At 67.7% G+C, this 18,083-nt stretch carries 20 protein-coding genes and 1 pseudogene; 9 read left to right on the top strand and 12 right to left on the bottom strand.

What is annotated here, in order from left to right; translation table 11 throughout:
• A pseudogene (locus K7711_RS48925) lies at positions 1–171 on the bottom strand (hypothetical protein); the annotation flags it as partial.
• Positions 172–450: 279 nt separating this feature from the next.
• Between K7711_RS48925 and K7711_RS16815 the strand changes: the two are divergent.
• The 3 genes from K7711_RS16815 to K7711_RS16805 are packed head-to-tail and all read left to right on the top strand — an operon-like array spanning position 451 to position 2,393.
• The gene (locus K7711_RS16815) at positions 451–927 is read left to right on the top strand and encodes an HIT domain-containing protein (protein WP_222970319.1); all 477 of its coding nucleotides are present in this window, start codon (positions 451–453) and stop codon (positions 925–927) included.
• Positions 924–1,736, top strand: coding sequence for a maleylpyruvate isomerase family mycothiol-dependent enzyme (locus K7711_RS16810; protein ID WP_222970318.1), 813 nt, complete (start codon positions 924–926; stop codon positions 1,734–1,736). The genes K7711_RS16815 and K7711_RS16810 overlap by 4 nt, the downstream gene beginning before the upstream one ends.
• 6 nt (positions 1,737–1,742) lie before the next feature.
• The gene (locus tag K7711_RS16805; protein ID WP_222970317.1) at positions 1,743–2,393 is read left to right on the top strand and encodes a Type 1 glutamine amidotransferase-like domain-containing protein; all 651 of its coding nucleotides are present in this window, start codon (positions 1,743–1,745) and stop codon (positions 2,391–2,393) included.
• Between the two features lie 132 nt (positions 2,394–2,525).
• Here K7711_RS16805 and K7711_RS16800 read toward each other — a convergent pair whose 3' ends face one another.
• Positions 2,526–3,125 carry a TetR/AcrR family transcriptional regulator gene (locus K7711_RS16800; protein WP_222970316.1) on the bottom strand — a complete coding sequence of 200 codons (600 nt, stop codon included), beginning with the start codon at positions 3,123–3,125 and terminating at the stop codon, positions 2,526–2,528.
• Positions 3,126–3,281: 156 nt separating this feature from the next.
• Between K7711_RS16800 and K7711_RS16795 the strand changes: the two genes are divergently transcribed.
• A complete protein-coding gene (locus K7711_RS16795) occupies positions 3,282–4,802 on the top strand; it encodes an MFS transporter (protein ID WP_222970315.1) in 1,521 nt (506 codons plus the stop codon).
• An 87-nt stretch (positions 4,803–4,889) separates the two neighbouring features.
• Here the strand turns inward: K7711_RS16795 and K7711_RS16790 are convergent, their stop codons facing one another.
• Entirely contained in the window at positions 4,890–5,210 is a 321-nt protein-coding gene (locus K7711_RS16790) for a GroES family chaperonin (protein ID WP_040819659.1), read from the bottom strand.
• A 108-nt stretch (positions 5,211–5,318) separates the two neighbouring features.
• Here K7711_RS16790 and K7711_RS16785 point away from each other — a divergent pair, with 108 nt between their 5' ends.
• Together K7711_RS16785 and K7711_RS16780 are read left to right on the top strand one after the other, a co-directional pair.
• A complete protein-coding gene (locus tag K7711_RS16785) occupies positions 5,319–6,719 on the top strand; it encodes an FAD-binding oxidoreductase (RefSeq protein WP_222970314.1) in 1,401 nt (466 codons plus the stop codon).
• Positions 6,720–6,778: 59 nt separating this feature from the next.
• A complete protein-coding gene (locus K7711_RS16780; protein WP_222970313.1) occupies positions 6,779–7,072 on the top strand; it encodes a GNAT family N-acetyltransferase in 294 nt (97 codons plus the stop codon).
• Here K7711_RS16780 and K7711_RS16775 read toward each other — a convergent pair.
• From K7711_RS16775 to K7711_RS16765, 3 genes are all read right to left on the bottom strand, one after another.
• Positions 7,069–7,374 carry a hypothetical protein gene (locus K7711_RS16775; protein WP_040819652.1) on the bottom strand — a complete coding sequence of 102 codons (306 nt, stop codon included), beginning with the start codon at positions 7,372–7,374 and terminating at the stop codon, positions 7,069–7,071. The two genes, K7711_RS16780 and K7711_RS16775, sit on opposite strands and share 4 nt — an antisense overlap.
• Before the next feature lie 367 nt (positions 7,375–7,741).
• Positions 7,742–8,899 carry an acyl-CoA dehydrogenase gene (locus K7711_RS16770; RefSeq protein ID WP_222970312.1) on the bottom strand — a complete coding sequence of 386 codons (1,158 nt, stop codon included), beginning with the start codon at positions 8,897–8,899 and terminating at the stop codon, positions 7,742–7,744.
• Between the two features lie 167 nt (positions 8,900–9,066).
• Positions 9,067–9,792, bottom strand: a complete 726-nt coding sequence (locus K7711_RS16765; protein WP_222970311.1) for a TetR family transcriptional regulator — start codon at positions 9,790–9,792, stop codon at positions 9,067–9,069.
• Between the two features lie 197 nt (positions 9,793–9,989).
• Here K7711_RS16765 and K7711_RS16760 point away from each other — a divergent pair, with 197 nt between their 5' ends.
• A complete protein-coding gene (locus K7711_RS16760) occupies positions 9,990–11,501 on the top strand; it encodes an alpha/beta fold hydrolase (RefSeq protein ID WP_222970310.1) in 1,512 nt (503 codons plus the stop codon).
• 13 nt (positions 11,502–11,514) lie between these two features.
• Here the strand turns inward: K7711_RS16760 and purE are convergent, their stop codons facing one another.
• A complete protein-coding gene (purE, locus tag K7711_RS16755; RefSeq protein WP_222970392.1) occupies positions 11,515–11,988 on the bottom strand; it encodes a 5-(carboxyamino)imidazole ribonucleotide mutase in 474 nt (157 codons plus the stop codon).
• A gap of 34 nt (positions 11,989–12,022) precedes the next feature.
• Complete coding sequence (locus K7711_RS16750) at positions 12,023–13,249, bottom strand: 5-(carboxyamino)imidazole ribonucleotide synthase (protein ID WP_222970309.1); 1,227 nt, start codon at positions 13,247–13,249, stop codon at positions 12,023–12,025.
• 64 nt (positions 13,250–13,313) lie between these two features.
• On the opposite strand from K7711_RS16750, the gene K7711_RS16745 reads away from it, so the two are divergent.
• Positions 13,314–13,859 carry a GtrA family protein gene (locus tag K7711_RS16745; protein WP_222970308.1) on the top strand — a complete coding sequence of 182 codons (546 nt, stop codon included), beginning with the start codon at positions 13,314–13,316 and terminating at the stop codon, positions 13,857–13,859.
• A 297-nt stretch (positions 13,860–14,156) separates the two neighbouring features.
• On the opposite strand, the gene K7711_RS16740 is transcribed toward K7711_RS16745, so the two are convergent.
• From K7711_RS16740 to K7711_RS16730, 3 genes are read right to left on the bottom strand one after another with little or no spacing between them, the layout of a single operon-like run.
• Positions 14,157–15,467 carry a sensor histidine kinase gene (locus K7711_RS16740; protein ID WP_222970307.1) on the bottom strand — a complete coding sequence of 437 codons (1,311 nt, stop codon included), beginning with the start codon at positions 15,465–15,467 and terminating at the stop codon, positions 14,157–14,159.
• A gap of 6 nt (positions 15,468–15,473) precedes the next feature.
• Positions 15,474–16,151, bottom strand: coding sequence for a response regulator transcription factor (locus K7711_RS16735; protein ID WP_040819389.1), 678 nt, complete (start codon positions 16,149–16,151; stop codon positions 15,474–15,476).
• 41 nt (positions 16,152–16,192) lie between these two features.
• Entirely contained in the window at positions 16,193–16,750 is a 558-nt protein-coding gene (locus tag K7711_RS16730; protein WP_222970306.1) for a PH domain-containing protein, read from the bottom strand.
• Here K7711_RS16730 and K7711_RS16725 point away from each other — a divergent pair.
• On the top strand, positions 16,749–17,186 hold the full coding sequence (locus K7711_RS16725; RefSeq protein ID WP_222970305.1) for a ferritin family protein: 438 nt from the start codon (positions 16,749–16,751) through the stop codon (positions 17,184–17,186). The genes K7711_RS16730 and K7711_RS16725 overlap by 2 nt on opposite strands.
• On the opposite strand, the gene K7711_RS16720 is transcribed toward K7711_RS16725, so the two are convergent.
• Complete coding sequence (locus tag K7711_RS16720) at positions 17,183–17,986, bottom strand: biotin--[acetyl-CoA-carboxylase] ligase (protein ID WP_308014782.1); 804 nt, start codon at positions 17,984–17,986, stop codon at positions 17,183–17,185. The two genes, K7711_RS16725 and K7711_RS16720, sit on opposite strands and share 4 nt — an antisense overlap.
• Positions 17,987–18,083: the final 97 nt, after the last annotated feature.

Below are 18,083 nucleotides of genomic sequence, written 5' to 3'. Positions count from 1 at the left end.
AACGACCACCCGCACACCCTGCTTCACCAGGCCCGCAACAATCTTCGGCACCAACGCCACCCGACGCTCACCCGAATCGGTCTCACGAACGACACCGACGCGCGTACGCTGTGAGGTGCCCCCATCATCACCGGGTGGCGCTGCGTCGACTCCGCTCTGCGTTGTCTCCACTGGTCAACATCCTTACTTGTGACGGTGGCCGGCCCCACGGTTCGTGCGGGGCCTCGAGCCGTTTCTTCGGCCCTGAAAACCCACAGGTGGGTCTCAGGTCGCACAACTGTACCGACTCGGCGGTGAGCGTAACCGAGATCAATCTCACATGCCTTTGTGGTTCTTCCAGATCTTTGAGCGCGCTGGTCCCGAGCGTGCTGGACCCACCGAAAGCGGCTCTGACCACGACAAATGTGACAGGGGTGTCCCACAGGCTTCGTACGCCGTAATGTCTCGACTGTGAGCGCCTGCATATTTTGCGGAATCGTCGCGGGCACGGCACCGGCGACGAAAGTCCACGAGGACGACACGTTGTGCGCGTTCCTCGACATCCGGCCCATCACCCGGGGCCACATGTTGGTGATCCCCAAACTCCACGCGACCAACCTGGACGATCTCGACGCCACACTGGGTGCCCGGCTGTTCTCCCTCGGCCATCGGATGGCAAAGGCGTTGCGGCGCAGCACGCTCGGGGCCGACGGCGCGAATCTCATCCTGAACGACGGAAAATCGGCCTTCCAAACCGTGCATCACGTACATCTGCACGTGGTGCCGCGACACACCGGCGATATCCGATCCTTCGCCACCGGAATGCTGTTCCGCGGGCGAGTCGGCAGCCAGCCCGATCCCGCGACCACCGCCGCGGCCATCCGCACCGGATTGGACCGGCTGGACCTCGAGGAATCCGGCGCCAAGGACAAGGAGCAACAGGCATGACCGACCGCGACACCCTCACCACCGCCCTGTCGCAGGAGTGGGATTCGCTGACCCAGCTGGTCACCGGCCTGGACGAAAATCAGTGGCGCACACCGTCTCCGCTGCCCGGATGGACCGTCTTCGACGTGCTGGCCCATCTGGTCGGCATCGAATCCATCCTGCTCGGTGAGCCCAATCCGGCGGCCGACGCGACGATCACCGACGCGGCGCACGTGCACAACGAGATCGGCGCGCTCAACGAAGCCTGGATCGATTCGCTGCGTCCGCTCAGCGGCGAACAGCTGCTGGCGAAATTCACCGAGGTCACCGATCGCCGTCGCAAGGCGCTGGCCGAGCTGACCGACGAGCAGTGGAACAACCCGTCGCAGTCGCCGGTGGGTGTGGTGCCGTACGGCCGGTTCATGCAGGTCCGGCTGTTCGATTGCTGGATGCACGAGCTCGATATCGCCGATGCGCTGGGCGCGACGGTCGAGGAGGGCGGGCCGCGCGCCGAGATCGCCTTCGCCGAACTCACCGGGACCCTCGGGCGCGCGGTGGTCAAGGGCGCGCACGCACCCGACGGATCGCGGATCACCTTCGCCCTGACCGGGCCCGTCACTCGGGAGTTGCATCTGGTGGTCGACGGCCGGGCGAATCAGGTCGACGAACTCGACGGCCCCGCCACCGTGCGCGTCGAACTGCCCTCCGGCCTGTTCGCTCGCCTGCGCGCCGGAAGAACAACGGCCGCAGAACATTCGGATGAGATCACCATCACCGGCGATGCGGAATTGGGCCGTCGCGTGGCTGACACCCTCCGCTTCACCATCTGAGCGCCGATGCGACTGTTTCTGTCCAGCTATCGATTCGGGGCGCATTACGACCGATTCACCGCTCTCGTGGGCGAACCGGGGCCGGTGGCGATCATCCCGAACGCCTGCGACGCCTGGCCCGCCGCCTGGGCCGGTGCGGTCGCCAGCGATCGAACCCCGTTGCACCGCGCAGGATTTCGCCCCGATCTGGTGGATCTGCGCGACTACATCGGCCGCACCGGCGAATTGGAGAAGACCCTGCGGCGGTATCCATTGATGTGGGTTCGCGGCGGCAACACCTTCGTCCTGCGCGCCCAGTTCGCCCGCAGCGGAGCCGATCTCGTCCTGCGGGAACTCCTGGGCGAGGACATCCTGGCCTATGCGGGCTACAGCGCGGGAGCGTGCCTGCTCACTCCCGATCTACACGGCCTGGAGACGGCCGATGATCCGGCCGAGGTCCTACCTGCCTGCGGAATCGAACCTCTGTGGGACGGACTGGGGTTGGTGGACCGACGTATCGTCCCGCACGTCGACTCACCGGCAACCGACCCCGACGGGGTCTGCACCGCCGCGGCCGCACAGTTCCGCGCCGAAGGAATTCCGCATTGGGCGCTGACCGACGACGACGCGGTGGTGGTCGACGGAGACCGCGTCGAAGCGCTGGTCGGCCGCCGCTGACAGCCGTTCGACCACAACATTTCTCACCCATTCGTGCAGCTCGACAAGCCATGCTCCCGAACGGCGGCACCGCACCCACCCTCTCGTGCGGACTATCCGAATCGACTCACGCAACGAGTAACGGCCGGATCCTCACTGTGCCCTCGGAAGATCCCGATTCGAGAGCGCGACGCTGCGGACGGCGCTTTTCACCCACTGCCGCCACACATCAGGGTCCGAGTCCTCGCCCAGGACGAACCGGGCGGACTGGGGTAGCGCCTCGCGGTAGTTGATCAGGCCGGTGAGCAGCGTCAGGAGATAACCCGGCGGCATGTCGTCGCGGACCAGGCCACGCTGCTGCGCGTCGTCCACCCGGTCGACCTTGTGCTGATAGCGGCGGGCGCGGGCCTCGCCCGCGGTGATCCGGTCCGGTCCCATCTCCAGCGCCTCCCACATCTGCAGACGCAGGAATTCCGGATGAGCGCGGTGATAGTCCAGGTGGGCGTCGACCCAGGCGTCCAGATCGTCCAGGTCGATGGGGACCGCCTCGGCCACATCAAGCATGACCTTCTCCAACACCTGCCGGAACAGCTGCTGTTTATCGCCGAAATAGGCGTAGATCAGCTGTTTGTTGGCGTTGGCGTTGCGGGCGATGCGATCGACCCGGGCCCCGGCGATCCCGTACGCGGCGAACTCGTCGATGGCCGCGGAGAAGATGCGCGCCTTCGTCGCCTCGGGATCTCTCGGAGCCATGGGCCGAGTCTAACCAACCGAACAGTTGACAAGGCTCGCGGCCGACTGGAATATTCACAACCAACCGGTTAGTTACAGGGATTCGAGATACCTCCTCGACCCGACACGGGCGCAACGCGGCGCTCCGCATCCGCACACCGATTCCGGGAGATCGTCATGTCCACTCTCGAAACCAACCCTGCCCCAACGCTTCTCGCAGCAGATGAGCCCGGGAAATCCGGCGGAACCGAACGCCGGGGCACGCCCATCCCACCGGAGCCCGAACCCGCCGCCCCCTTCGCCGCGCGCTGGCGGGTGCTGCCCGTGGTGCTCAGCGCCATGTTCATGGCGATGTTCGACTGGTTCGTGGTCAACGTCGCGGCCTCGTCGCTGCAGCACGATCTGCACACCGGGCAGTCCGCACTGGAACTGATCGTCGGCGGCTACGGATTCGCCTTCGCCTCGGCCCTGATCACCGGCGGACGCCTCGGCGATCTGTACGGTCACCGGCGGATGTTCATCCTGGGCATGCTCGCCTTCGGCGCGGCATCGCTGCTGTGCGGGCTCGCACCGAACTCGTGGACGCTGGTCGCCTTCCGCATTCTGCAGGGCGGCACCGCGGCGCTGATGGTGCCGCAACTGCTCGCCCTGATCAACACCCTGTTCCCGATCGCCGAGCGGCCCCGCGCGATGGCCGCCTACGGTGCGACCATCGGTCTGGGCGCGGTCGCCGGACAGGTACTCGGCGGACTGCTGCTCGAGGCGAATCTGTTCGGCTGGGGCTGGCGGACCGTGTTCTACATCAACGTGCCGATCGGCCTGGCCGCGGCCGCGCTGGCCGCCCGCTGGCTGCCACGCGCCGAAACACGTCACCGCACGACGCTGGATCCCCTTGGCGCACTCGGCATCTCGGGTGCACTCGCGCTGCTGCTGGTACCGGTGACGGTGGGACGGCCCGAGGGCTGGCCGCTGTGGACGTGGATCTCGATGGCCGCGTCGGTCCCGGTCGCGCTGCTCACCGTGGGCTACGAGTCCAGGCTCGCCCGCCGAGGCGGCGCGCCGGTCCTGGACGTGGGCATGGTGCGCCGCCGGGTGTTCAGCGCGGGCATGTTGATCGGCGGCGGCTATTTGACCTTCTTCGCCGGATTCATGCTCTGCCTGACGCTGCTGCTCCAGGACGGACTCGGCCTCTCGCCCCTGCGCGCGGGACTGGCATTCGCGCCGCTGGGCCTGTGTTTCGCGGGCAGTTCGTTCTTCCTCGCCCGCCGGGTCGCCGATCGGATCGGCAACCGGGTCATGGTGGCCGGCGTCGGCGCGGGACTGCTCGGCGCCCTGATCGTGCTGGTCGTACTGACCTGGTTCGGCCGCGAGGTCAGCGTGTGGGCCCTGATTCCGGGCATGATGATCGTCGGCGTCGGCAACGGCCTGACCCTGCCCTCGGTGATCGGCGCGGTGCTGTCCTCGGGCATCCCGCCGCAGCAGGCCGGGATGGCAGCCGGGGCCCTGACCACCTCACAGCAGTTCGGAAATGCCATCGGCGCAACGATTCTCGGCACCACCTTCTTCGCCGTACTGGGATCCGCCACCGGCACCGGCGATTACGTGAACGCGATGCGGGCCGCCGCCCTGGTCGGCCTCGCGGTCCTGGCGATCGCGCTGGCCGCCGCCCTCGCCCTGCCCAGGCATACGCAGCACTGAATTCGTTTCACGGCGAAGACCATTGCGCGCGAGCCGGTCCCGACCGCCGCTGTTCCCGTCCGTCCGGCGCACACCGGACGGGCGGGTTCACAGGTACAGGCCGGTGCCGTGCTCGGTGCGCTCGTTGGCGACCGCGTGCAGGTCGCGCTCCCGCATGACCATGTACGCCTGCCCTTGGATCTCGACCTCGAACTGATCGTCGGCGCTGTACAGCACCCGGTCCCCGACCTCGACGCTGCGCACATGTGAGCCGACACCGCACACCTCGCCCCAGATGAGACGCTTGGCCACCTGCGCGGTCGCCGGAATGAGAATTCCCCCGCTGCTGCGCCGCTCCCCGGCCTCCGGCGTCTCCCGCACGATGACCCTGTCGTGCAACATCTGAATCTCGAGCTTCGGATCGGGCATTGGACGATTGTATGGAAAGACGACGACACCGCCACCACGCGCGTCGACTACCCGATTCACCTCACCGTTTTGGTTGCGGAGGCACGCAACAACTGATCTGGTAATCACATGGGTAACTCACCGGGAACGCCGAGTCACGCAGAGGCGGGCAAGCACGTGAAATCGCTCGCCGAGCACCTGCCTGCCGGGACCGTCGTGACCGATCCGGACATTCTGGCCGGATATCGCCAGGACCGGGCACTGGATCCCGATGCCGGGACGCCACTGGCGCTGGTCCGGCCGACCACCACCGAGCAGGTCTCGACCGTGCTGCGGTGGGCGCACCGGCATCGGGTGCCGGTGGTGCCGCGGGGTGCGGGGACCGGACTGTCCGGCGGGGCCACGGCGCAGGACGGGGCGCTGCTGCTGAGTACCGAGCGGATGCGGGAGATCACCGTGGATCCGGTCACGCGGACCGCGGTCGCGCAGCCGGGACTGTTGAACGCGGAGGTCAAACGGGCGGTCGCCGAGCACGGGCTGTGGTATCCGCCGGACCCGTCCTCGTTCGAGATCTGCTCGATCGGCGGTAACGCGGCCACCAACGCGGGCGGCCTGTGTTGTGTGAAGTACGGCGTCACAACAGATTACGTCCTCGGTATGGAGGTGGTGCTGGCCGACGGCGCCGTGGTCCGGTTGGGCGGGCCGCGACTGAAGGATTCGGCCGGGCTGTCGCTAACCAAACTGTTCGTCGGCAGCGAGGGCACCCTCGGCATCATCACCGAGGTGACGTTGCGTCTGCTGCCCGCGCAGACACCTCAAAGCACCGTGGTGGCAACGTTTTCCACGATCGAGACGGCGACCGCGGCGATCCTGGCGGTCACCGCGCGGCTGCGCCCCTCGATGCTGGAGTTCATGGACTCGGTGGCGATCAACGCCGTCGAGGACGAACTGCGCATGGGCCTGGACCGCACCGCGGCGGGCATGCTGCTGGCCCGCTCCGACGCCCCCGGCGAGCATGCCGCCGCCGAGGCCTCGATCATCGTGGAAACCTGCGAGAAAGCCGGGGCCACCGAGGTATTCAGCACCGAGGATCCGGAGGAGGGCGAGGCGTTCACCGCCGCGCGACGTTTCGCCATCCCGGCCGTCGAACGCAAGGGCACCCTGCTGCTCGAGGACGTCGGAGTGCCGGTGCCGCGGCTGGGCGAGCTGGTCACCGGCATCGCCGAGATCGCCACACGCCGTGCGGTTCTGGTGTCGGTCATCGCGCACGCCGGGGACGGCAACACGCATCCGCTGATCGTGCACGATCCGCGCGATGCCGACGAGACCGCCCGGGCGCATCAGGCCTTCGGCGAGATCATGGAGCTGGCGATCGCGCTGGGTGGCACGATCACCGGCGAGCACGGCGTCGGACGTCTGAAGAAGGCGTGGCTGCCCGATCAGGTCGGCCCCGACGTGATGGACCTGACCCGGCGCATCAAGGACGCGCTGGACCCGCACGGCATTCTCAATCCCGGCGCGGTGATGTAAACGCGGCCAATCGGGGTACTGCTGGAACAAACTCACCTTCCCGAGGAGTTTCACCGCATATGACCACCAGGTTCGAGCACAATGTCGCCGACACCCGCTACGAGATCTACTTCGACGACACCCTCGCCGGATACGCCGACTACAGCGAGCGCGCCGACGGCGACCGCAGGACGCGCGATTTCCAGCACACCCTGACGTTTCCGGAATTCCGCGGCCGCGGCGTGGCCGCCCAGGTGGTCGAGTTCGCGCTGCGCGATGCCCGGGAGGCGGGGTTCTCGGTGATCCCCACCTGCTGGTACGTCGAGAAGTTCATCGCCGAACACCGCGAATACGCCGACATGGTCGGCAGCTAATTACGCCGCCAGACCGAGAACTGGCGGTCCAGCGCGGTGCCGATGGCCTGGTTCACCCGTCGGTTGTCGAAACCCGGTAACGATCGGAGCCGCACCAGAAACGCCGTGTCGGCTGCCGAATGGGGTACCACACATCCATTTCCCTTCGTCCCGATCAGCACGAAGAACATCGCCTCGGCGAACGGTCCGTCCGCCGTGGTGATGACCCGAACCTCCGAGAGGTCCCGCCACAGCACCTCTTCGATCCGTCCGTTGTCCAACGTGCGCCGGACGAATTTGTCGTTGATCTCGACTCCGGCCATGCCTCAATAGTGCTCCGTGCGAGCCACATTCGATAGACCCGAATTCGCCCGATTGCGACTGTATTTACGTCTGCAAGAACAGATCTGGCCGGCCTCGACAGACCGGGCGGAGCATGTTTGCCCACAGAGCGAAGCAACGGCAACCGAACTCCGCCAACCACGGACAGCCGCAGCGAAGTGCGAGCCGAGGCCCACCAAACACACCTCGTTCCGCCAACCCCGGACAACGCCCACCTGTTCGCGGCCCGTCTCGCCGGTCGGACGCGTGGCGGGTGCGAGGAACGAGTACCCGACACGGGGCCGAACGGCGAGACCCCAGGGGCCGCGAACAGCCGGAGCGAAGCGGAGGCCAAGGACACAGCCAAAATTACCGCAGCAGAGCGCGGGACATCACCAGGCGCTGGATCTGGTTGGTGCCCTCGTAGATCTGGGTGATCTTGGCATCGCGCATCATCCGCTCCACCGGGAAGTCGGTGGTGTAACCCGCACCGCCGAACAGCTGCACGGCGTTGGTGGTGACCTCCATCGCGACGTCCGAGGCGAAACACTTTGCGGCAGCGGAGATGAAGCCGAGGTTCTTCTCGCCGCGCTCGGCGCGGGCAGCCGAGGTGTAGACCATCAGGCGGGCCGCTTCGACCTTCATCGCCATATCCGCGAGCATGAACTGGGTGTTCTGGAAGTCCGCGATGGCCTTGCCGAACTGCTTGCGGTCCTTGGTGTATGCGATCGCGGCGTCCAGGGCGCCCTGCGCCAGACCGACCGCCTGCGCGCCGATGGTGGGGCGGGTGTGGTCCAGGGTCTCGAGCGCGGTCTTGAAACCGGTGCCCTCCGCGCCGATCATCCGGTCACCGGAGACGCGGCAGTTCTCGAAGTACAGCTCGGCGGTCGGCGAACCCTTGATGCCCAGCTTGTGCTCGAGCGGTCCGACGACGAAGCCCTCGTCATCGATGTGCACCATGAACGCGGAGATTCCGTTGGCGCCCTTGTCCGGATCGGTCACCGCCATCACGGTGTACCAGCTGGACTTGCCGCCGTTGGTGATCCAGCACTTGGAGCCGTTGATCACCCAGTCGTCGCCGTCACGCTTGGCGCGGGTGCGCATACCGGCCGCGTCGGATCCGGCCTCGCGCTCGGACAGCGCGTAGGAGGCCATCGCGCCGTTGACGATATCGGGCAGGACCTTGCCCTTGAGCTCGTCGGAGCCCTTCAGGATCAGGCCCATGGTGCCCAGCTTGTTGACCGCGGGGATCAGCGAGGACGAACCGCAGACCCGGGCGACCTCCTCGATCACGATGCAGGTCGCGACCGAATCCGCACCCTGGCCGCCGAAGGCGTCCGGCACGTGCACAGCGTTGAACCCGGCGGCGTTCAGCGCGTCCAGCGCCTCCTGCGGGAAGCGGGAGTGCTCGTCGACGTCCTTGGCGTAGGGGGCGATCTCCTTCTCCGCCAGGCCGCGGATGGCCTCGCGCAGCTCGTTGTGGACATCGTCGAGCTTGAACAGGTCGAAATCGGGATTGCCCGCCATGGGTCTCTCCTGGTCGTCGGGGTCGGATCACCTGGGTCCGCGAACTTTCAGCATGTCGGCACTCAGTGCCAGTTGTGGACGAGTATACGTGGCCATTTCACGCTCATATCGCGTGATACCTCTCATCCACCCTGACACTGAGTGTCAATGACTGAAAGTGATGGTTATCACAGATTACCGAGACGTCGACCGAGGAATTCTGTCACCTGCGCGGGAGGCATGTCGCGCGGGAAGACCGCGACGACCATCTCCCCTGCCCCCTCGCGCCCGCGGCCGATGCCCGCCAGCGCGGCGCGCAGATCCGCCACCCCGCCGTCGGACTCACTGCGCACCATCCGCCGCAACAGATAGTTGTGCGTGGCCGTCACCGCCGCGGTGAACTGGATCAGCGTCAGATCCGGCGTCTGCGGCAGCGCGGTGCGCAGATAGTCGGTGAACAACCGCTCGTACCGGAACACGGTCACGATCTCCCGATCACGCAGCGCCGGAACCTGACGCACCACCCGATACCGCCGGGCTGCCAAATCCCTTGTGCGAGTGAATCCTTCGAACACTCCCACCACGGCCTCGCACACCGCATCCCACGGGTCGCCCTGCGCCGCATCCAGATACGCCCGCGCCTGCGCCAATTGCGCCTCGTGGTCGGCGAATACGACGTCCTCCTTGGACCGGAACTGCCGGAAGAAGGTACGTCGCGAGATGCCTGCCGCCTCGGCGATCTCGTCGACCGCCGTCGCCTCGTATCCCTTGTCCGCGAACAATCGCAACGCGTGATCGACCACCGTCAAGCGGAACGCCGCGTCGCCACCCCGGGAATTCTGCGAGTCGTCGGATGCTCGGGCCGGCGGTTCGCTGTCCGGTCGGCCCGTGGACGTGCCAGGCGAATTACCCATGTGCTCGCGAAATCTGTCGGCCGGTCGGCATAGCCCAATTATCCCAGAAGGGCGTGCGCACCTCGGCCGGGCCGCAAAACGCCGGGGAGATTCCGGGAAATCGCGCGCAGGTGCGGTTGACTCTCACTGATTTCCGCTCGGTCTGCGGTGGCTCCCTGTGTGATTCGGTATCGACGTGCTGAAAGGGGCAGTTTCTGGTGGATGGTGAAGATCGGTTCGGGGGTGTCGTCACTGCGGTGATCGTCGCCGTTCTGGTGGCCACGATGGCCGCCGGTGTGGCGGTCGCCCAACCGGCGGACCCCCTGGCACGCTTCGGGCGGCAACGCGTCGACTGGCATCCGTGCGACGATCCGGCTCTGGTGGCGGAGCGCGCGGACTGTGCGGGTATCGCGGTGCCACTCGACTACAGCAGGCCGGACGGGCCGGACATCACGATCGCGATCTCGCGAATCCGGGCGCGCGACACCGCACACCGTCGCGGTGTGCTGCTGACCAACTCGGGCGGACCGGGCACGCCGGGCCTCGATGCGTTCGACCTGGTCGGTGACGTGCTGCGCCCGGACGTGCTGAGCCGCTACGACCTGATCGGCTTCGACCCGCGCGGAGTGGCCCGGTCCGGGCGGCACCAGCGCTGCGGCTGGCCGGTCGCCACCCCGATCCGCTCGGCGGGCATCGGGCTACCCGGATTCGTCACCGAGACGGCTCTGCAAGGCCAACTGGCCGCACAGTGCCTGGTGGGCGATCGGGACTGGATGCGGCAGCTCAGCACTCGCAACACCGCCCGCGACATGGACGTGATCCGGGCCGCGCTGCACGAGGACCGGCTCAGCTATTACGGCTTGTCCTATGGCACGTACCTGGGTGCGGTCTACGCCCAGATGTTCCCCGGCCGGTCCGATCGCATGGTGCTGGACAGCGCCATCGACCCGCGACGCTATTGGCTGGGGTTGCAACAGGATTGGGGCCCGGCGGTGGAAACGGCCTTCGACGACTGGGCGGGCTGGGTCGCCGCGCGGGACGGGCAGTACCACCTCGGCGCCAGTGCGGGCGAGGTGCGTCGTGGCGTCGAAGCCCTGATCGACCGGGCAGCGCTGTCGCCGATCATGGTCGAGGGCTTCGGATTCGACGATCATCTGCTGCCGACCGTACCGTGGACGATGCTGCGCGACGCGCGCTTGAACGCGGCCCTTGCGGCATCGATGCGGGCCCTCGCCGACGCGGCCGCGGGACGCGCACCGCAGGTGCCGCCGGAACTGCACACGCTGATCGAGGACGACAAGCACGACGAGAATTCGGTCATGGCGCAGATCTGGTGCGCGGACGCGCCGATGCCCGCCGATCCCGCCTGGTACTGGAATGCGATCCAGGCGGCCCGGCCGACCCAGCCGATCTTCGCCGCACTGGCCAACAACATTCAGCCCTGCGCCTTCTGGCCGCCGCCCGCCGAACCGCCCACCGTGGTCGACAACGCGGTGCCCGCACTGATCCTGCAGGCCACCGGTGACAACCGGACCCCCTATCCGGGAGCCGTTGCGCTGCATCATCAGATGTCCGGGTCACGCTTGATCACGTTGACCGACACCAGAATTCACATGGTGCTGCGGCCGGGTCTGAGCACCTGCATCCTCGACACCACCAACCGCTACTTCCGCGACGGCGCCTTCCCGACGGGGGACCGGACCTGCCGGCCCACCACCCTGCTCGAGTAGGCGCCGAACCGCCTCAGCCCAGCAGGCGCGTGCGCAGCGCGGCGTCCTTCTCCAGCACCATCGTCTCCAGGCTCGCCTGGAAACGCTCCATGCGCGAACGCAATTCGGGGTCCGCGGCAGCGAGGATGCGCACCGCCAGCAGGCCCGCGTTGCGGGCGCCGCCGATGGAGACCGTGGCGACGGGAACACCCGCGGGCATCTGCACGATCGACAGCAGCGAATCCATGCCGTCGAGGTACTTCAGCGGCACCGGGACGCCGATCACCGGCAGCGCGGTGGCCGAGGCCACCATGCCCGGCAGATGAGCCGCACCGCCCGCACCCGCGATGATGACGCGAATGCCGCGCGAGGCCGCCTCGCGGGCGTAGTCCACCATGCGCTGCGGAGTACGGTGCGCCGAGACGACGCCGACCTCGAAGCGAATCCCGAACTCCGCCAACGCCTCCGCCGCGGCCTCCATCGTGGGCCAGTCCGAATCACTGCCCATGATCAGGCCGACGACCGGGCCCGCTCCGCTCTGCTCAGTGCTCACCGTGAGGATCCCATCCGTCGGTCCATTCCGCATGCGACATCCAGTGCGCCGCACGCTCCGCCTTCTCCCGCACCTGCGCCACGTCCTCGCCGAGAATGTTGACGTGCCCGATCTTGCGGTGCGGGCGTTCGCCCTTGCCGTACAGGTGAACTCGCGCCTCGGGCAGCCGGGCGAACAGGTGGTGCAGCCGCTCGTCCATCGACATCTCCGGAGCGTTCTGCGCGCCCAGGATGTTCGCCATGACCGTCACCGGCGCGAGCGGCGAGGTGTCGCCGAGCGGATAGTCCAGCACCGCCCGCAGATGCTGTTCGAACTGACCGGTGACCGCGCCGTCCATCCCCCAGTGCCCGGAATTGTGCGGCCGCATCGCCAGCTCGTTCACCAGCAGCGCGCCGTCGTGGGTCTCGAACAGCTCCACCGCCATCACACCCGTGGTGCCCAGTTCCACCGCCAGCCGCAAGGCCAGCGACTGGGCCTGCGAGGTCAGTTCCTCGGACAGCTCCGGCGCGGGCGCGATCACCACCGCGCACTGCCCGTCCCGCTGCACCGTCTCCACCACCGGCCACACCGCGGCCTGACCGAACGGCGAGCGCGCGACCATCGCCGACAGCTCGCGACGCAGGTTCACCTTCTGCTCGGCCAGCAGCGGGACGCCCTGGGCAAGCTGCTCCCCGGCGATCGCGGCGGCCTGCTCCGCGTCGTCGACCATCCACACCCCGCGACCGTCGTATCCGCCGCGCACCGCCTTGAGCACCACCGGCCAGCCGTGCTCGTCACCGAAGCCGACCGCGTCCCGCACCGATTCCACCGCGGTGAACTCCGGGACCGGCGCGCCGAATTCGGACAGCCGACGCCGCATCGCCAGTTTGTCCTGGGCGAAGATCAGCGCCTGCGGCGGCGGCTGGACGTTCACCCCCTCGGCGACCAGCGCCTCGAGATGGGCGGTCGGCACATGTTCGTGGTCGAAGGTCAGCGCGTGCGAGCCGACCGCGGCCTTGCGCAGTGCGGTCAGATCCGTATGCGAACCCAGCACCACCTCGGGCGTCACCTGGGCGGCGGGATCGTCGGCACGCTCGGCCAGCACGCGCAGGCGCTGCCCGAGCGCCACGGCGGCCTGATGCGTCATGCGGGCAAGCTGGCCGCCACCGATCATCGTCACGGTGGGCATGCCCGAATTGTCGAAAGAACGGGACGTCACGAGCCACAATGTTGTCATGCGCCGACACCGGCAAATGCGTGCGGGTTGGTTGCCCGAGCTGGAACGGACGTAGACTCGTCCCGTGTCAATCGTCGACAATGCGGTCACCGTCCTGCCCAAAACGGTGCAGGACCTCGTAATCCGTCATAACGAACTGATCAAGTTCGCCATTGTCGGAGCGACCACTTTCATCATCGACAGCGGCATTTTCTATGCCTTGAAGCTGACGGTGCTTTCGCCCAAACCGGTCACCGCCAAGATCATCTCCGGTGTGATCGCGGTCATCGCGTCCTACATCCTGAACCGGGAATGGTCGTTCAAGGGCCGCGGCGGACGTGAGCGTCACCATGAGGCGCTGCTGTTCTTCGTGGTCAGCGGCATCGGTGTGCTGCTGAGCAATATTCCGCTGTGGATCTCGAGCTACGTGTTCGAGCTGCGGCAGCCACATGTGAGCCTCACCACCGAGAACATCGCCGACTTCTTCAGCGCTTTCATCATCGGCAACCTGCTGCAGATGGCCTTCCGGTACTGGACCATGAAGCGCTGGGTGTTCCCAGACGAAATCGACGCCCTCGTAGACGAATTCGAGGAACTCTACGAGGAAGAACGCAATACCGAAACCCGCTGATTTTTTGGCCTCCGCTGCGTTCCAACGACTTTCGGCGCTCGAAGGCTCGCCGCTGCGCCGCAGCCGAACCGCGAATGCCCCGAGGAACCCGCCTCGCACCCAACGGCGAAGCGTCTCCGTCCCGCTGGTAGTCGCCCGCGAAGCGAAAGGCTCAGCAAGGCCAACTCCAAGGTTTTCGGCGCGGGCTCGTCGTTCAGCCCTCGAAGCGCATGGGCGAAGCCCGAGTCTCGAGGGCGCAGCGACGAGCCTTACAGCGCCGAAAACCCGCCGGAGCGAAGCGGAGGCCAAAAATACAGCTCAGCGTGGTTCGCCTGCTACGCCATTGGCGGTGCGCACCCGGGTCGGCTTGCCCAGGAAGACCGCGAACAGCGCTGGACGTCGTCGCTGGAGTTCCAGACGACCGCCGTCGGCCTCGATCAGGGCCCGCGCCAGCGCCAGCCCCACACCGGTCGATCCGGCGCCGGAGAAACCGCGATCGAAGATGTGTGGGGCCAGGTCGTCGCTGACGCCGTCGCCCTCGTCTGCCACCTCCACCGCGATCAGCGGCTCGCGATCCGGACCGCCGTAGACCGTGCGCACCGACACCGTGCAGTCGCCCGCGCCGTGCATCAGGGCGTTGTCCACCAGCACCGCGAGCGCCTCGCGCAGTCGCGAACCGGTCACCGGCGCGCGCAGCGTGGGATCACCCGACAGGATCAACCGGCGACCGGCGTCGGCGAACGGATGCCGCCACTCGGCGACCACCCCGCGCAACTCCTCCACCACCGGCACCGGGTCGCGGTCGGCGGCGTTCTCGTCGCGGGAGGCGCGCACCAGCTCATCGATCGCGGCGGTGAGCCGATCGACCTGGGCCATCGCCTCCTCGGCCTCGTGCACCACCGCGGGATCGGCGTGCGCGGACAGCTCGTCCAGACGCAGGCGCACCGCGGTCAGGCGGCTGCGCAGCTGATGGGACACGTCGGCCACGAGGGTGTGTTCGCGCTGCAGCCGCCCGGCGATCTCCACCGCGGCCGAATCGAGCACATCGGAGACCCGATCGAGTTCGGTGATGCCGTGCCGCCGGCCCTCCAGCCGGAAATCGCCCATCGCCAGGCGCGCGGCCCGGCCGGCGACATCACGCAGCGGATCGGCCACCCGGCGAGCGGTCACCACCGCCACCGCGACGCCCGCTGCCAGCGAGGCCAGCGCGACCAGAGCCACCGCGCCGACGGCCTGCCACTGCATCGCGTGCATCCGGTCCGCGGGCACTTCCAGACGCAGCGAACCCGAGGTGCCCATGGACAGCGACTGCGCCACCGGATCGTGCACGCCGGGCACGCCCGCGGTGACGCTCAGCGCGGCGTCCTCGGGAGTCGGGTAGATGATCGTCAGCTTGCCGCCCTGCGGAATCAGCGCCTGCACCAGATGCAGATCGAGGGTGCCGTGCACCAGCCCGTCCGCCTGCTCCTGCCCGCGCACCTCCTGCGCCATCCGATCCAGCCGGGCCATCAGGTCGTTGCGATTGATATCCGCCACCCACTGCCAGGCCGTGAACGCCAGCGGGATGCCGAGTACGACCGTGGTGAGCAGTAGCGCGGCCAGCATGGACCGCAGAATTCTGCGCCGCATCCGCGGTCAGTCGGTGTTGAACCGGAAGCCGACGCCCCGGACGGTGACGATGCGCCGCTCGGCCACCGGGCCCTCGTCGCCGATCTTGCGACGCAGCCAGGACATGTGCATATCGAGCGTCTTGGAGCCGCGAAGATCCGCATCGCCCCACACTTCGCGCAGGATCGCCTCGCGCGGCACCACCTGACCGGCCCGGTCGATGAGCACCTTGAGCAGTTCGTACTCCTTGTTGGCCAGGTTCACCTCGTGTCCCTGGACCATGACCCGCCGGGCCTGCGGTTCCAGGCGGATGCCGCCGATCTCGACGGCCTCGTCACCGATTCCGCTGCGCCGCAACAACGCTCGCACCCGGGCCAGCAGTTCGGCCAGGCGGAACGGTTTGCCGACGTAGTCGTCGGCGCCGGCGTCCAGGCCGACCACGAAGTCGACCTCGTCGGTGCGGGCGGTGAGCATGAGGACCGCGAGGTCCGCCCCGTTGGCGCGGACCTGGCGGCAGACCTCGAGTCCGTCCATCCCGGGCAGGCCCAGATCCAGAATCAGCAGATCGTGCTCACCGTGTAGCGCGCGCTCGAGAACGGCAGGTCCGAAACTTTCCACGGTCACCGAATAACCCTCGCGTCCCAGCGCCCGGGACAGCGGGGCGGCGATGGCCTCGTCGTCTTCGGCGAGCAATACGGCGGTCACGTGACCAGACTACGTTCCCGCCCCGACGAGCGATGCACGGATCAACGGTAGTCCCGCTGCCCGCGCTGGTAATCCGACTCGGGGTGGCGATCGGAACGCGGATCGCGGGAGCCCTCGAAGACCTCGTGGTACAGCAGCCCGTGCACGTGCTCCACCTCGGGGATGTCGTGGTATTCCAGCGGATCTCCGGACGCGGCGTCGATGATCAACGTCCCGGTGCCGAGCAGACGCTCGAAAAGCCTGTGCCGAAACTGAACACTGGCGATGCGGTTCATCGGGATATCGATCCCGGTATGGGTCAGGACCCCGTCCCGCACCAGAACCCGCCGATCGGTGATGATGAAATGCGTTGAACCCCAACGGATCACCGGACCCACACCGCGCCACAGCACGACCACCGCCCAGACCGCCGCGATGGCGATCAGCACCGCCGTGCGCGCGCCGTCCCCGACGTGCCGCCAGGCCAGACCCCCCGCGAATCCGGCCAGCGCAGTCGCCAGGATGAATGTGACCGCGGGCCAGAACAACATCTTCCAATGCGGGTGGCGATGCAGCAGCAAGCGCTCGTCCGGCGCAAGCAGGCCCTCCGGATAACCCATGACCCGACCCTACCGCGCGATCGTGCGAGAATTGCCGCCGGCCGAGCGCACCGCGGCGGTAGCCACATCACCGGCCGCAACTTCGCGGCAATGGACGGACAGGCCTGGGCTCCGCCGCAACGGCGCGATGATGGCCGAACACGGCATCTACGACCTGCGCCGGCATCACGAGGAGGTGGTGCCGGTGCTCGAACAGTGGCAGATCTTCGAGCGCGACGATTTCGGGCCCCGCGGCGAGCAGGCGCGCGAGCAACTCGCGGGCTGTCTGGACAAGCAGGAGAAGGACGTGCTCGAGTTCGAGGAGCAGCGCGACCGGCCGCTCGCCCGCGCGCGGCGGCGCGAGCCCTGGCGAAGGTGTAGCCGCCGCGAATTCGTTGCAGGACAACAGAACTCTCGCCCGGATTCGGGCGAGGGTTCGCTTCGTTCGAGTGACTAGGATTCGACCGGGCGCAGGTGGGTGACGTCCCCCGCCGAGACGGCGCGATCCCCGATCAGCAGTCGGCCGACCTCGTCCACGTCGGTGGCGATGCCGAGAAGTACCTCGCCGCCGGGCAATTCGGCCCGGACCTGTGCACCGAGGGTGCTGCAGCGCTCCCGATACCGTTGCGCCAGTTCGGCGACGTCCCAGTGCGCATCGCGCCACCGGGTGAACTGCGCGGCGAACTGGCGCAGGATCGACAGCGTCAGGGCGGTGCGATCGACCTCGGCGGCGCCGGCAAGAGCCAGCGAAGTCGCCTGCGGGACAGGCAATTCGTCCTGTGTCAGAGAGACATTCAGCCCGACGCCGATCACCACCGCGGGTGCGTCACCGGGCGAGGCGACCTCGGCCAGGATGCCCGACAGCTTGCGGCCGTCGATCAGAACATCGTTGGGCCACTTGAGATTCGCGTTCAGTCCGGTCGTCTCGCGCACCGCGTCGACGACGGCCACGCCGGTCAGCAGCGGCAGCCAGCCCAGTGCGGCCGGGGCGATACCGGCCGGACGCACCAGCATCGATAGCGCGAGCTGCGCCCGCGGCGGACTCGACCAGGTCCGATCGTGGCGCCCGCGGCCGTGCTCCTGCGTCTCGGCGAGCAGTACGTGCCCGTCCGCGGCCGGATCGCTCGCCCGCGCGATCAGATCGGCATTGGTGGATCCGGTCGACTCCACCACGTCGATGCGCGAGAAGAACGACAGATCCGGCGATTCGGCGATGCTCCGCTGCAGCTCAGCGATGTCCAAGGGGGGCCTGTGCACGTCTGGCAGGCTACACCGGCCGCCGCCGCGCACGCTCGAACCACCCCGGACACGAGGATGGCGTCGCACCCCGCACGGTGCGACGCCATCCTCGGTC

Source organism: Nocardia coffeae (assembly GCF_019890715.1).
GTDB classification, from domain to species: domain Bacteria; phylum Actinomycetota; class Actinomycetes; order Mycobacteriales; family Mycobacteriaceae; genus Nocardia; species Nocardia jiangxiensis.
The sequence above is the reverse complement of the archived record's forward strand: the minus strand, read 5'-3'. Positions and strand labels throughout refer to the sequence as shown.